This window comes from Janthinobacterium sp. GW460-12-1-14-LB5 (genome assembly GCF_059423585.1).
This window is the reverse complement of the sequence record NZ_JBWKYD010000013.1, coordinates 131801-146775: the sequence shown is the minus strand read 5'-3', so window position 1 is coordinate 146775 and position 14975 is coordinate 131801. Positions and strand designations below refer to the sequence as shown.

Genomic DNA, 14975 nt, shown 5'->3' with positions numbered 1-14975 from the left:
AATAAGTCATGGTGTTATTGATTTACGTTAAGCATGTTGGCGGGCAGCTTGACGCCGCCCAGGACGACTTGCAGGGCCGGGCCGCGGCTGCCGATCTGCACGGTGGTGTTCGGCAAGGCATTGCTGGCGCCAGCATTGGCGGCCGGGGCATCCGTCTGCGTGATGGTGATGGTCGGCGCGGCGGCCAAGGTGCCGGGACGCGTGTCGGCAAAGCTGCCCAGCACTTGCGCCTGCAATTGCACCACGGCTGCCTGGGCCGGCGGCGGCAGGGTCGCCGACTGCAACGTCAGCGCGCTGGCATTGCCCCCGGCTTGCACGAAGGCATAGTCGGTCGAGCTCAGGCCGCTGGCGGTGATGGCGTAGTTGCCGGCCGGGCTGCTGGCCGTGGCCGGGCTGGTCCAGGCCAGGATGCCGCTGGTGGCATCCGCCAGGGTGTCGCTGCCCAGCAAGCCGCTGACCTTGCCGCTCAAGCCATCGGGCGTGCGGCCACCCGTCAAGGTCACGGGCGCGGCCGTGTAGAGCAAGCTGGCCTTGGCGATGTCGGCCGTGATATTGCCTGGCTGCACGAGTGCATAGTTGGCCGCGTCCGCGCCCTGCAAGGTGTAGCCGCCGACGAGCACGGTTTTACGGTTGCCGGCATGCTTGTCGGCAAACGCTGCCGTGCCGCCCGCCACGCGCAAGTCGTCGTCGCCCAGCACCTGTACCTTGGCCGTGCCCGTCAGGGTGGCGCCCGTCGTCGCGTCGTAGACTTTATTCGCCGCGCCCACGCCCGTCACCATCACGCTGGCCTTGGCGATATCGGCCGTGACGTTGCCTGGCTGCACGAGTGCATAGTTGGCTGCGTCCGCGCCTTGCAAACTGAAGCCGCTGACAGTGACCTTTTTACCGTTACCGGCGTGCTTGTCGGCAAACGCTGCGTTGCCGCCCGTCACGCCGAGCTGGTCGTCGCCCAGCGCCAGCACCGTGGCCGTGCCCGTCAGGGTGGCGCCCGTCGTCGCGTCGTAGACTTTATTCGCCGCGCCCACGCCCGTCACCATCACGCTGGCCTTGGCGATGTCGGCCGTGACATTGCCTGGCTGCACAAGTGCATAGTTGGCCGCGTCCGCGCCCTGCAGGCTGAAGCCGCCGAGGGTGACGGTTTTACGGTTACCGGCATGCTTGTCGGCAAAGTGGGCGTTGCCGCCCGCCACGCGCAAGTCGTCGTCGCCCAGCGCCAGCACCGTGGCCGTGCCCGTCAGGGTGGCTTGATTGGTCGCGTCGTAGACTTTGTTGGCCGCGCCCACGCCGGTGACGACCACGCTGGCCTTGGCGATATCGGCCGTGACCTTGCCCGGTTGCACGAGCTCATAGTTGGCTGCGTCCGCGCCCTGCAAACTGAAGCCGCTGACAGTGACCTTTTTACCGTTACCGGCGTGCTTGTCGGCAAACGCTGCGTTGCCGCCCGTCACGCCGAGCTGGTCGTCGCCCAGCGCCAGCACCGTGGCCGTGCCCGTCAGGGTGGCGCCCGTCGTCGCGTCATAGACTTTATTCGCCGCGCCCACGCCCGTGACGGCCACGCTGGCCTTGGCGATGTCGGCCGTGACGTTGCCTGGTTGCACGAGCTCATAGTTGTCCGCGTCCGCGCCCTGCAGGCTGAAGCCGCCGAGGGTGACGGTTTTCCCTGTGCCGGCGTGCTTGTCGGCAAAATGCGCATTGCCGCCCGTCAAGCTGAGCTGGTCGTCGCCCAGCGCCAGCACCTTGGCCGTGCCCGTCAGGGTGGCCTGGTTGGTGGCGTCATACACTTTATTTGCCACCCCCGCATCTTGCACATACAAGGTGGCGCGGGTGATGGTGGCGCGGTGCTGGCCACCTTCCAGCGTGTAATTGTCCGCCCGGCCACCCTGGCCGTCCGCCAGCATCAAGCTAGCGCTGTTGAGGTACTTGTCTACACCGACGTTTTTATTGTCGAGGCTGCCATTCCCGAACAGGAACAGACTTTCGCCGTTGACCAGCCCGTACATGGTCAACTGGCCCGCAGCCATGCCGTTGCCGCCGTCGTAGGTGCGCATGCCGTCGAGAGTAATGACGGCCCGGTTGATCGTCAGCGCCCCTGCCACCAGGTCGATGTCATAACCTTGCTGGCCGGAATACAGATAGCTGTCTATGGCGTGATAGCTGCCGGCATCGCGCATGGCGCCATACACGCCATTGTTGCTGTAGAGAATATTCCCGGATTCGGCGGCGCCGGCCAGCGAATAGCGGGCATTGACCAGGCCGCCAGAGTAGTTCCTGCCATCGTAGGTCTTGCTGGTGGCATCGGCATTGACGGTCAGGGCCGTCAGGAAGCTGCGCAGCAGCGGCGCCGTCTGGCCTGCGTAGATACGCCAGACGGCGTGGCTGCCGCCGCTGGTGGCCATGTCCCAGCCGGCGAAGCTCGATGGCGAGCGCAGCTCTGCATCGCTCAGGCCGCGCACATTGCTCAGTGTGCCTTCATTTCCAGCGATGCCAGGCGCTGTGGCCGCGCCGCTCCAGAAGCTGTCGCGCACGATGCCGAAGTTGTTGCCGACCAAGGCGCCGGTCGTCGCATTGCCGTGCACGGCGCCCGTTGCGTAGCTGTTGCTCACGCTGTCACCCGGGTTGCTGTTAAAACCGAGCAAGCCACCGACGTCATAGTCGCCACTGGCCACGCCAGTAGCGTAGCTGTCGGCAATGCTGCCTTCCAGGTTGTAGCCGACCAGGCCGCCCGCATTGTCCTTGACGGCGGTGGCGTTGCCTGTGGCGTAACTGCCGCGCACCGTGGCGCTGATGCCATCGTCGCCAGTATTGCTTCCGACCAGGCCGCCTACATTGCGAAATCCGCTGGCGTTACCGGTGGCATAACTGCCAGTGATGGTGCCTTTGTAGTTATCGCCCACCAGGCCACCCACGCGGTTATCCACGCCGACGACCGTCCCGCTGGCGTAGCTGCCGCTGACGGTGCCATGGTCAATTTCACCGATCAGGCCGCCGATCCTGCCGCTGCCGCTGACATTGCCGCTGGCGTGGCTGTCATTGACGGTGCCCTTGTAGTTCAGGCCCATCAGGCCGCCGATGCTGTCGTCACCGCTGACCGTCCCGGTGGCGTAGCTATCGGTAACCCGACCGCCATTCTCCCCTACCAGACCGCCAACATAGTCGTCGCCGCTGACCGTCCCGGTGGCGTAGCTATCGCTGACCAGGCCGCCATTCGACCCTACCAGGCCGCCAACACTGTCCTCTCCTTTGATGCTGCCGCCGAGCATGCCGACATGGCGGATGACGGAACCTGCCTCCGAGTAGCCGATCAGTCCGACATTCCTGGTATCAGGCAGGTCGATATACAGGCCGCTGATGGTATGGCCCTGGCCATCCAGGCTACCCGTGAATGCGTTGTCGCGCGTGCCGACGGGAATGAAGCCGGTCTCGCCCCAGACGCCCTTGCCGCCTGCCGTGCCGCTGGCGTCGATATTCGCGCCCAGCACATACGCGGCGCCCGGCGCCATGGCCATCAATTGCAGCTGGTGCGCATTGTGGATCGTCGTCGCATATTCGGACGCCAGCATCGGATAGGTGGCGCCCGCCGCTCCGCCGGCATTATTCAAACCGCCGTCCACGTTGACCAGCACCCAGTTGTTGCCCGGCGCGCCAGGCGTGGTGGTGAAGTTAAAGCCCGTGAAACTGCTGGCCGTGCGCATCTGCGCGTCCGTCAGCCCGGTGCCGCCCTTGGACGTGGCCTGGCCCGTGCCGTCGATGGACCAGAAACTGTTGATGATTTTTTGCGGTGCACCATTGCTGCCGATCAAACCGCCGAAGTTGCTGCCGCCGTCGGCGATGAGCAGGCGCCCCGTGGCGAAACTGGTATCGACCGATCCCGAGTTGGTGCCAATCAGGCCGCCAATGTCGCTCTTGCCCGCCACGCTGCCCGTGGCATAGCTGTTGCTGATCGTTCCCAGGTTGATGCCGGCCAGGCCACCGCTCAGGGAGTTGCCGCTGACGGCCCCCGAGGCGTAGCTGTTGATGATGCTGCCACTATTGCGCGCCACCAGGCCGCCGCTGATGAAGCCATCGGCGGTGACATCGAGCGCCGCATAGCTATTCCTGATCATGCCCTTGTTGTCACCCACCAGGCCGCCCGCGTAATAATGGGTCTTGATGTGGCCGCCATTCAAACCCACGTTCTGGATCAGGGCATCCTTGGTGGTGATGGAAAACAAGCCGCTGCCGCCGCCGGAACCCGACATCATGCTGAGCTGATTGATGGAATGACCGAGGCCGTCGAAGATGCCGCTAAAGCCCGTATCCCTGCCCAGCGGCATGAAGCCCGCATCCCACCAAACGGGGTTCCAGGCGGCCGAGGCGGTGGCCGAGGCGTCGATGTCGGCACCGAGCACAAAATTGCCGTTCAGCTTGCCATTAATGCCTTGCAAGTCGGTGCCCGTGACGCTGCGGTAAGCGCCCAGGGCGGTAATGACCGTATAGTCGGTGCGCACGCCGTCCGCGCCCAGTTTGGTGCTGAAGTTTTGCCCGGCGGGCAGATGCACCTGCGCGCCGCTGCCCAGCTGATACACGGCCGTATTGCCGGCGGCGGCGGCGGCCTGGCCATATTCCAGCGCCAGGCTGGCTGTGCCGGAACCGTTCAGGGTGGCGTTGATATTGATGTTGCGCTGGGCGTTCAGGGTCAGCCGGTTGGCCGACCAGTTCACCTTGTCGTTGACGTGCACGTCGCCGGCCGTGCCGGCGCTGCCTTGCGTGCTCTGGATCACCACATTGCCATTGCGCAGGTTGGCCGACAGGGCGGCGCCGCTGATGTCGCCGCCGCTGGCGGCGATGGTGAAGTCGACCGGGTCGATCAGCCAGGTGCCAGCGCGGCCCTGGGCGGCGGCCGTGCTGATGCGAACGTCGTTGGCGATTTTCACGTGGGCGGCGCTCGTTTCGATGAAGCCGCCATTGCCGCCGTTCGGGGCGCTGGCGTCCAGGGTGCCGGCCACATGGGTGGTGCCGGCGCTCATGCCGCCGAGCAAGACGATGCTGCCATCGCGCTGTTCCACGCTGCGCGCCTCGATGACGCCCGTGTTGTTGACGACGCTGGCCAGCAGCGAGTCGCGGGCGCCAGCGCTCATCAGCACCTGGCCGCCATCGGCGCGGATCAGGCCGCCGTTCTCGGCCAGGTTGTTCAGGGTGCTTTGCTCGATGCGCAGTTGCAGCAGGCGCGCACCGTCAAAGCTCAGGGTAGCGGCACTGCCGGCACCCAGCGCGACCGTGCCCAGACGGGCCGAGATGGCGCCCTGGTTGCCGACCTTGTTGCCCAGCAAGGCGACATAGCCGCCGTCGGCCGCGCGCAGCGTGCCTTCGTTGATGACGCTGCCGCTGCCCTTGCCGGCGAAGGCGTGCTTCGAGCCGCCCAGGCTGGCGTTGTCGACGTCGAGCGTCGAGGCCACCAGGCCGCCCACATTGACTTGCGCGCCGCGGCCGAACAGCACGCCGTTCGGGTTGATCAGGTATACCTGGCCATTCGCGTTGAGCCTGCCGAGGATCTGCGTGCCGTTGCTGTCGAAGATGCGGTTGAGGGCCAGCGCGCGGGCCGAGGGCTGGACGAAGGTGACGCTTTCATTGGCGCCCACGTTAAAACTGTTCCAGTTCAGCGCCGCCTGCTGGCTCGATTGCCTGATCGTCGTGCTGTTGCCCTGCTGGCTGATGCTGGCCGTGCCTGCCACCACCTGCCCGCCCGTGGGAGCGGCCAGCGCCGATCCTCCCAGCGCCAGCGCCGTCATGGCGGCCGCCGCTGCGGCCAGTTTGCGGCGGCTGCCCTTGCCGCGTCCGCGCGAGGTTTCCGCGACGGCGACCCAGGCGTTCAGGACGTGGCTCCAGACGAGGCGGTAGACGTGATTCAATGATCCATGACGATGCATAGGGTCGATCCTTGTTGATGTGAAAAAGGTATGCTCCAGCGCCAGGCTGGCGTGGGCAGAATGGGGATGAAAATCGCTCAGGAATGCGGCCGGGAATAGGCGTGGCCAAGACTGCGGATGAAGAATGAAGAGCGATGCATGTTTTTCCTGTGCGGTAGGTGTTGGCGCCGATGGCCGACAGGAAAGGCGTGCGCTTCCCCGAAGGCATCTATTTTGTTGCTTTTTTAAACAGTCTTGTTATAAAAAGCTACAAAGATTTCCGACGGGAAATATAGCAGAATGGAAGCATTTGAAATTGAGCAAACCTGAGCGATTCCCGACTGTTTCAGTCGGGAATGCGGGAGCGATCAGGCGGGCAGGTGCAGGGCGAAACTGATGGTGCCGTTGGCGCCGGCGCTGGCCAGCGTGACCTGGCCGCCGTGCAGTTCGGCGATGCGCTGCACCAGGTACAGGCCCAGTCCGGCGCCAGGCTTGTGCTGGGCGATGCGGCCACGGAAGTATTTCTGGAACAGGCGCGGGATTTCATCGGCGGGCAGCGGCTCGCCCTCGTTGCTGACGACGATCTGCACGCGGCCGTCCCCCAGCGTGGCGGCCTGCATGCGGATCGCCTGGGTCTGCGGCGCGTGCCGGTCGGCATTGCTGAGCAGGTTGCGCAGGGCCACGCGCAGCAGGCTGGCATCGGCCACGATGCTGTCGGGCAGCGCCTGCACGCTGGCATCGACGCGGCCGGGCGGCCACTCGGCCAGCACGGCCGTCAGCAGCGCGCGCAAGTCGCATGGCAGGGGCCGGAAGGTCGCCGCGCTCGTTTCCATGCGGTCGGCGCTCAGGTATTCATCCACCAGCGCCGTCATGCGGCCGCTGGCTTCGCGCAGGTTCTGGCAGCGCTGCAGGGTCTTTTCCCGCGGCGCCTCTGTGTTGCGGGCAATTTGCTGGGCCGTGGTATTGATGATGGCCAGTGGCGTGTGGAATTCATGCGACACCATGGCAACGAAATCCTGCTGCTCTTCGCGCGTGCGGGTTTCCACTTCCAGCGCGGCGCGCAATTCGCCTTCGAGCGCGGCGCGCCGGCCGATTTCCTGCCGCAATGCTGCCGTGCGCAGCGCCACCTGCTCTTCCAGGCGCTCGTTCAGGGCGCGCACGGCGCTGACGGCCTCGGCCTGCGCCCGATCCTTGGCGCGGCGCAATTCGGCGTAACGGCGGTTGAGGCGCAAACTCATCAGCATCATGTGCACGAAGGCGCCCAGGGTGGCCGCATGGTTGGTCCAGAAATTCGGCGGCACGATCGCCATGTTGCGCAGGAAGCTGACCACCACGCCCGCGTAAAAGATGCCGAAGATAAACAGGAAGGCGTGCGCCGGACGATGCCCGCGCAGCGCCAGCCAGCTGGCCAGGGTGATGAACAGCACGATCAAGGGCAAGGCCGTCATTTGCACGACGAGTACGCCAGCGGCATAGTTGCCACGCAGCACCAGCAGCGCACCGCACAGCGCGGCAGCGGCCGTCACGCCCACCACGGCGCGGCTGAAACGGGGAAACAGGGCGGGCAGTTCCAGTTGCAAAGTGGAAAAACGGGCACCGACGGCGATGGACATCGCCATCGATACGCCCAGCATGGGATCGGACAGCCAGTTCGGCATGACAAAAATTTGCTGGGGAATGGCGATCGTCAGCGCTTCCGTCGTGGCATTCGTCAGCACGTACAGCAGATACCAGCCGCTGTGGGCTTCGCGCGTCATGCGCCAGAAAAAGATGTGGAACAGGATCAATAGCAAATAGCTGCCGAACTGCAAGCCGTAATACAGGTATTCGCGGCGCGAAACGTCGTCGAAGCTGGCGCTGGGCAACAAGGTCAGTTCGGTGGACATGGCCTTTTTGCTGTGCAGGCGCACCAGCCAGCGCTGCGGCGTATCGGCTTGCAGGCGCAGCGGAAACACCACCTGGCGCGCATCGATGGGCCAGTTGCCGCGCGCCACGTCGGCGCCCGCCTCCTGCACGTTCCAGTGGCCCGCCGCGTCCCGGCGGTACAGCCGCACATCGTCGAGCACGGCGTTGCTGAAACGCAGGACCCATTCGTCGGGGGCGGCTGCCGCGCGCGTCACGTCCAGGCACAGCCAGACGGCGTCCTGCGTGTAGCCGGCGCTGACGGCACCGGGCAAGGTGCGCCAGCCGGGGGCCGCCAATGCTGCATCGGGCCCCAGCCGGCCGGTGGCGTCGCGCAGCATCCGCAGGTGGCCGCTGGCTGAGACGGGTTGCCCGCTGGCAGGCAGCAGCAGCGGCGCAGGGACGGGCGCCGCTGCCGCAGTCCGGCAGCACAGGGCGGTAAGCAACAGGCAAATGGCGAGCAGGATTTTCATGGCGCAGGAGCTTACCACGGCCATCTTGGCAGTCAAAAAGACAACTTCCCGGCCCCACGGCGATCGGTTATCCTTGCGCCATGTTGAACCTCATCCTGCTTGAAGACGAAGCCGTGCTGCGCCACGAGCTGACGGAGTTTCTCGGCGATTGCGGCTACCGCGTCAGCGCCGTGGCCGACCTGGCCGCCTTCCACGCCTGCTACACGCCGGCACTGCACCGCATTGCCATCATCGACCTCGGCTTGCCCGATGGCGAAGGCATGGTGCTGGTGCGCGCCTTGCGCGCGCAGGGGCATCCCATCGGCATCGTCGTGTTTACGGCGCGCGGGGCCACGCAGGACAAGGTCAACGGACTGGGCGGTGGTGCCGATTACTACCTGCCCAAGAGCGCCGACCTGGACGAGCTGGCCGCCACCTTGGGCGCGCTGGCCCGGCGCCTCGGCGCGCCGCTGGCCGCCGCCGCCGCGCCGCCGCCCGCCACGGCCTGGGTGCTGGAACTGGGACCGCGCCGCCTGTTGCCGCCCGGCTGCGGCGCCATTGCGCTGTCGCAACAGGACGTCACCGTGCTGCACGTACTGATGGCCGAGCCGGAACGCATCGTCAGCCGCCAGCAGATCGTGCAATCGCTGGGCGAGGATTTTCTCAGCTACGACCAGCGCCGCCTGGACACCCAGATCAGCCGCTTGCGCCGCAAGGCCGAACAGGCCGCGGGCCTGGCCTTGCCCATCAATACCGCCCGCAACGCGGGCTACCGCTTCTATGCCGACGCCGAAGTGCGCCCCTGAGTATGCCGCCTGCCATCGCACAATGGCTGTGGATAAGCCTGTCGATAAGTGGGCTGCTAACTTGTTGGCAAGCTGTGCGCAGCCGGTGTACAAGTTGACCTGGCAGTAGCTTGTACACTTTTTCCATGCCGGTGCGGCGCCGTCGCGGGCCGCCTGGCACTGCTTCCCCGCGCATCCCTTGCTCTGCTGCCATGGCTTGCCCGCGTCATGCTTGTGCATAAGCCTGTGGGCAAGTGCAGCATAAGCGGTGGAAAAGCGCCGTATAAGTCTGTGGGCAAGCGGTGGGCAAGCCGTGGACAAATGAGGCCAAGGAAATCAAACGGCGATACGGGTCTCGAACTTGCTGCGAAACGTGGAAAAATAGCTTTTCACGTTGCGCACGTTCGCGTGCGCGGCAAACAGGCGGTGCGCCAGTGCGTGGTAGGCGGGCATGTCGGCCACTTGCACCATCAGCACGAAGTCGGGCCCGGGCGAGACGCGGTAGCACTGCAGCACGGCGGGCTCGTCCGCCACGAGCTGCTCGAATTCCGCCATGCGTTCCGCCGCCTGCACGTCGAGCGTGATTTCCACGATGGCCGTCAGGCGCGCGCCCACCAGTTGCGGCGCGACGATGGCCACTTGCCGTTCGATGACGCCGCTTTCCCTTAAATGCTTGACCCTGCGCAAACAGGTGGGCGCCGAGACGTGCACCGCTTGTGCCAGCTCGCTGTTGGTTTGCGATGCATCAAGTTGCAATGCGTTCAGAATGCGACGATCGATTTCGTCGAGGGCAATATTGTGTTCGCTCATGATTTTGATGAATTGTGAAATATATTGAGTTTAAATGAAATAATATTTCATCGTAAAATGGTCATGAAATATTTAGTCAAAAACATACAGATTTAGAAAGCATATTTCGCGCACTCTGCATTAGCATGCTTGCATTGATTAAATTTTAGACAGAGGTTTCCATGTGCGGCATCGTCGGCGCGGTAGCGCAGCGTAATATCACTCCCATCCTGCTCGAAGGCTTGAAGCGCCTGGAATACCGCGGCTACGATTCCTGCGGCATCGCCCTGCACGCGGATGGCCGCTTGCAGCGTTCGCGCTCCACCTCGCGCGTGGCTGAGCTGGAAAAGCAGATCGGCGAAGAAGGCTTGAGCGGTTTTACGGGCATCGCCCACACGCGCTGGGCCACGCATGGCGCCCCTGTTTCCTTCAATGCCCACCCGCACTTTTCTCCAACGGAAGAAAACGCCCGCGTGGCGCTGGTGCACAACGGCATCATCGAAAACCACGATGAACTGCGCGCCGAACTGACGGCCTTGGGTTACGTCTTCCAGAGCCAGACGGACACGGAAGTGATCGCCCACCTGGTCGAGCACATGTACAACGGCGATCTATTTGAAACCGTGCAGCAGGCCGTCAAACGCCTGGACGGCGCGTACGCGATCGCCGTCTTCTGCCGCGACGAACCGCACCGCGTGGTGGCCGCGCGCCAGGGCTCGCCCCTGATCGTCGGCCTGGGCAATGGTGAAAACTTTGTCGCGTCGGACGCCATGGCGCTGGCCGGCACGACCGACCAGATCATCTACCTGGAAGAAGGCGACGTGGTCGACCTGCAACTGTCGCGCTGCTGGATCGTCGACGTCGATGGCAAGCCGGTCGAGCGCGAAGTCAAAACCGTGCACGCGCACACGGGCGCGGCCGAGCTGGGCCCGTACCGCCACTACATGCAGAAGGAAATTTTTGAACAGCCACGCGCCATCGGCGACACGCTCGAAGGCGTGACGGCCATCATGCCGGAACTGTTCGGCGACGGCGCGTATAAAATCTTCAAGCAGATCGACCGCGTGCTGATCCTCGCCTGCGGCACCAGCTCGTATGCGGGCATGACGGCCAAGTACTGGATCGAAGCGATTGCCAAGGTGCCCGTCAGCGTGGAAGTGGCCAGCGAATACCGCTACCGCGACAGCGTGCCGCACCCGAACACGCTGGTGGTGACCATTTCGCAAAGCGGCGAGACGGCCGACACCCTGGCCGCCCTGAAACATGCGCGCAGCCTGGGCATGCAGCACACCCTGACCATCTGCAACGTGGCCACCAGCGCCATGGTGCGCGAATGCGCCTTGGCCTACATCACGCGCGCCGGCGTGGAAGTGGGCGTGGCGTCGACCAAGGCGTTCACGACGCAGCTGGCGGGTCTGTTCCTGCTGACCCTGTGCCTGGCGCAAGTCAACGGCCGCTTGAGCGAAGAGCAGGAAGCGGCGCACCTGAAAGCCATGCGCCACCTGCCCGTCGCCATCGCTTCCGTGCTGGCGCTGGAACCGCAGATCATCGCCTGGTCCGAGGAATTCGCGCGCAAGGAAAACGCCCTCTTCCTGGGCCGCGGCATGCACTATCCGATCGCCCTGGAAGGAGCCTTGAAACTGAAGGAAATCTCGTACATCCACGCCGAAGCGTATCCGGCCGGCGAACTGAAACACGGCCCGCTGGCTCTGGTGACGAATGAAATGCCGGTCGTCACCATCGCGCCGAACGACGCCCTGATCGAAAAGCTCAAATCGAACATGCAGGAAGTGCGCGCCCGCGGCGGCCAGCTGTACGTCTTTGCCGACGTCGATTCGCGCATCAGCTCCGGCGAAGGCCTGCACGTCATCCGCCTGCCCGAGCACTACGGCGATTTGTCGCCGATTCTGCACGTGGTCGCACTGCAATTGCTGGCGTACCACACGGCCCTGGCGCGCGGCACGGATGTGGACAAGCCGAGGAATCTGGCGAAGTCGGTGACGGTGGAGTAAGCCTGGCGGGGGCCGCCCCGGGCCTGAGTAGTTCAAATTATGTTTGTCACAGATTAAATTATGTCTGTCACACGCTAAATTATGTTTGTCACACGGCTTTTCTAGTTTAGTAAACGCACAGCTGCCGTCGATTCGTTAAGTGGCGCCGCCACTTCTTCATATTTAAAGTCGCTGAGAGCAGCTAAAATTCAAGGGGGGAACACAGGTTGTCCCCTTGACGGAGATGCGGCTTGCGTGGATGTGATCGTGCTTTACTGGTGTGCTCGTTGTTACCCGTAAGATGCTACGAGGTATTCTTGCTCATAAATCGTAAAAGAGCCATTAAAGCCCAAGTCGAAAATTGTGTGACTGTCAGTACGTTAGCGTGCGTCGACACTGATCATATTGTTTGCGCTTACGTTAAATTGACCTACAACGTCGATTTTTAGCTGAGCCACATTGGCCATAGGCTAGATGGCATGCAACAACGATTCTTAGGTTTTTAACTAGTTTAGCCAAGACTGGTCGTCTGGGGCAAAAAGTCATGCGCGCTAAATACCTAGTCCTCGCATTACATCTTGGCTGCCGCTTCATATTAAGAAGCAATTGCAGATAATAAAAATTGCTCATCTGGTATCATGCGATATTGATAGCCTCATAGGCTGCAGATTAGGGGGCATATGCCGGCAGTTTTCGTTCACGTTTCTGATATCCATTTTGGCCAGGAAATGGATGATCGAGTTCACATCCATGCTGACGTAAAAAAACAGTTGATCTCCGATGCTAAGGAGGTCGTTTCGAGTATAGCTGGCGGGGTTGCTCACGGCATATTGGTCACTGGCGATATCGCCCAGTCTGGAACATGGGCGGAATATGAGGACGCAGGCAAATGGCTTGATGAACTAGCGGCGAGTATCGATGTGGAGATCCACCGTGTTCAGATGGTGCCGGGCAACCATGATCTTGACCGATCAAAGCTGTCGTTTTCTGGAAAGCAGATTCTCGACCATATTCGTGTGGGCGGCACCAAAGAATACGAGGATATCCTTAACAATTCAACGGACCGTGCAGCGCTCTTCGCTCGGTTCGAGGACTATGGCCGCTTCAGCTTCGGCTACAACTGTCCCCTCAACAACGAAGGTGCCTTTGCGTCCGAGATGGAGGTGAACCTTGCGCCTGGGCGGGCGATACGCTTCATTAGGTTCAATTCTTCCTTGCTTTGCCATGGTAAAGAGCGAGATGAGCACCCCGAGTTAATGATAGGTGCGCGTCAGTTCATCATCCCTCGCACAAATGGTGTGGAAAATATTGTCCTTGTTCATCACCCCTTGAACTGGTACAAAGATCAAGATCAAGTGCGGGAATACATTCGTAGTCGTGCTCGGGTTTTTATATCGGGCCATGAACACGACCCAAAGGTGTCGGTCGACAATGTCGAGGCGGGCTGTGACTTGATGATGCTCTCCGCCGGCGCTACTGTCCCCTATAAGTCCGACGCAATCTTCACCTTCACCTATAACATTATCGAATTCGACTGGGATGAAGAACTCGATGGATTGTCAGTGACCATGCACCCTAGGGCGTGGAATGCACAGCGAACCTGTTTTGAGGCAGATGAAAAACGTCTGGGCGGGAAGGATCCCAACTTCCGGTTGGCATCCCCGTTCTTTCGTAAGGCGGGCCGTCCAGATGCGTCAACTAACGACCAGCCTGCAGATGCACCAATTGCCGAAGGGAGTACATCGTCCATGGCGCCGACCATCGAGATGGTCCCGGTGGAGTCTTTGGAAGGAGGGCCGCAGCCTATGCAACCGAAGGTGGAAGGTTATGAGACTGCTCGACTCCGGTTCTTCCGTGACCTGTTCGAAGGGGAGCGCCTCCGTATTCTCGTTGAGCTGGATGCGCTTCCGGAGAACTTTAATGAGCGGATGTCGCAAGGACTGGAGCGTAAGTTGTTTGACATGCTTGTCCGGAATGAAAAGTTGCATGAGATTGAAAAAATGATCGATCAATTAATTGGCGAGCGGAAGGACGAGACAAGGTAATGAACAATATTGCGGTTCACATGCGGATTTGCGCCGTCGCTATAAACGATAGCGATGTGGAGTCCCGACGCGCGGCGGCGACTAGCCTCGCAACCAGTTTTGGGAAGGAAAAAACTGTTACGAGCATCGTTACTAAGGCCGCTGATATTGCTGCGGCTCTTGGTGGTGAAGGTATTCCTTCTCAAGAGTTAGGTGATAAGGTTCAGGCAGCCATTCAGAAGAAGTCGCCCTCATTTCTGTATGAAGAGCGTCCTCTAGACGTTGGCGTTTGTGCTGGCATGGCGATGGTTTCCATCCTAAGCGCCGTTCCGGGTGTTACGGGATGGGGTAATGCCGATGTATATGCGGCTGCACTTTGGTCTGCACTCGCGTATCAACCGGTACTGGAGACCGAAAGGCGTGAGAATCTGCGTCGTGAAGTTCTTAGCGCGGCGGCCGGCAGGAGCGCCACATCGGCCGATAAAGCAAGAACGCGGATGGCTGTCCCCGATCCATCCGATGTAGAGATTATTATTGACGCCGAGAATATGGCGACCAATGACTTCAAGGAAGTGATAGCCAATACGGTTGACGCGCTGCGTAGCAACGCCGCACTTGATCGTGAGGAGCTTGACTTCCTGTGGTGGGTACAGTTGGGACGCAGCCGGTTGCTCAAAAAACAGCTATCCGAGATTGCCGAGCCGACACGGATCATTGCCGCCGGTATCGAAGGTGCAAGCATGCTTCGCCGCCTTCCCTGCGATGTGCATCGCGAGATCGTTCTTCGTACGTTAGACCAGAATCCAGAACTCAATCTGGCGGAGCTACTTGCCATCATCGGTGAAGACCGTGCCGTACTCAGCACGGCATTTATCAACGCCAATGTCCTTGCTCATCCCACCGTATTTCCGCTCCTCCATGCGTTGGCCACTGGCGAATTGGACGAATCTGGGGCGTCTTTGAAGCGAAGTGTTTCGGAGTGGGGGGAACGGGCGTTACTGGAAGCAACATTCACCAGATTGATGTCGCAGGGCGCGGGCAAGATATGAGCGGATCTTGCCGATTCGAAGGATGTACAGTTGATGAAACCAGGAGTTGCGCACTCGAGCGCGATCCGTTAACCTGCGCTAACCGTGTTCCCTCTAAC

7 protein-coding genes are annotated in these 14975 nt (G+C 61.9%); 4 read left to right on the top strand and 3 right to left on the bottom strand.

Going from position 1 to position 14975, the window contains the following annotated elements:
• Positions 1-14: 14 nt before the first annotated feature.
• Both AC07X6_RS15375 and AC07X6_RS15370 read right to left on the bottom strand, forming a co-directional pair.
• Positions 15-5906 carry a YDG domain-containing protein gene (locus AC07X6_RS15375; protein WP_494791535.1) on the bottom strand — a complete coding sequence of 1964 codons (5892 nt, stop codon included), beginning with the start codon at positions 5904-5906 and terminating at the stop codon, positions 15-17.
• A 347-nt stretch (positions 5907-6253) separates the two neighbouring features.
• Entirely contained in the window at positions 6254-8260 is a 2007-nt protein-coding gene (locus AC07X6_RS15370) for a sensor histidine kinase (RefSeq protein WP_494791534.1), read from the bottom strand.
• An 80-nt stretch (positions 8261-8340) separates the two neighbouring features.
• Here AC07X6_RS15370 and AC07X6_RS15365 point away from each other — a divergent pair, with 80 nt between their 5' ends.
• Complete coding sequence (locus AC07X6_RS15365) at positions 8341-9045, top strand: response regulator transcription factor (protein ID WP_494791533.1); 705 nt, start codon at positions 8341-8343, stop codon at positions 9043-9045.
• 315 nt (positions 9046-9360) lie between these two features.
• Here the strand turns inward: AC07X6_RS15365 and AC07X6_RS15360 are convergent, their stop codons facing one another.
• On the bottom strand, positions 9361-9834 hold the full coding sequence (locus AC07X6_RS15360) for an Lrp/AsnC family transcriptional regulator (RefSeq protein ID WP_230540090.1): 474 nt from the start codon (positions 9832-9834) through the stop codon (positions 9361-9363).
• Positions 9835-9995: 161 nt separating this feature from the next.
• Here AC07X6_RS15360 and glmS point away from each other — a divergent pair, with 161 nt between their 5' ends.
• The 3 genes from glmS (at position 9996) to AC07X6_RS15345 (ending at position 14877) form a co-directional block, all read left to right on the top strand.
• Complete coding sequence (gene glmS / locus AC07X6_RS15355) at positions 9996-11825, top strand: glutamine--fructose-6-phosphate transaminase (isomerizing) (protein ID WP_474293800.1); 1830 nt, start codon at positions 9996-9998, stop codon at positions 11823-11825.
• A 659-nt stretch (positions 11826-12484) separates the two neighbouring features.
• The gene (locus AC07X6_RS15350; RefSeq protein ID WP_494791532.1) at positions 12485-13849 is read left to right on the top strand and encodes a metallophosphoesterase; all 1365 of its coding nucleotides are present in this window, start codon (positions 12485-12487) and stop codon (positions 13847-13849) included.
• Complete coding sequence (locus AC07X6_RS15345; protein WP_494791531.1) at positions 13849-14877, top strand: GTPase-associated system all-helical protein GASH; 1029 nt, start codon at positions 13849-13851, stop codon at positions 14875-14877. The genes AC07X6_RS15350 and AC07X6_RS15345 overlap by 1 nt, the downstream gene beginning before the upstream one ends.
• Positions 14878-14975: the final 98 nt, after the last annotated feature.

Coding starts and splice junctions, on each gene's coding strand:
- AC07X6_RS15375 (WP_494791535.1), bottom strand. CDS start 5,906: ATGCATCGTCATGGATCATTGAATCACGTCTACCGCCTCGTCTGGAGC.
- AC07X6_RS15370 (WP_494791534.1), bottom strand. CDS start 8,260: ATGAAAATCCTGCTCGCCATTTGCCTGTTGCTTACCGCCCTGTGCTGC.
- AC07X6_RS15365 (WP_494791533.1), top strand. CDS start 8,341: ATGTTGAACCTCATCCTGCTTGAAGACGAAGCCGTGCTGCGCCACGAG.
- AC07X6_RS15360 (WP_230540090.1), bottom strand. CDS start 9,834: ATGAGCGAACACAATATTGCCCTCGACGAAATCGATCGTCGCATTCTG.
- glmS (WP_474293800.1), top strand. CDS start 9,996: ATGTGCGGCATCGTCGGCGCGGTAGCGCAGCGTAATATCACTCCCATC.
- AC07X6_RS15350 (WP_494791532.1), top strand. CDS start 12,485: ATGCCGGCAGTTTTCGTTCACGTTTCTGATATCCATTTTGGCCAGGAA.
- AC07X6_RS15345 (WP_494791531.1), top strand. CDS start 13,849: ATGAACAATATTGCGGTTCACATGCGGATTTGCGCCGTCGCTATAAAC.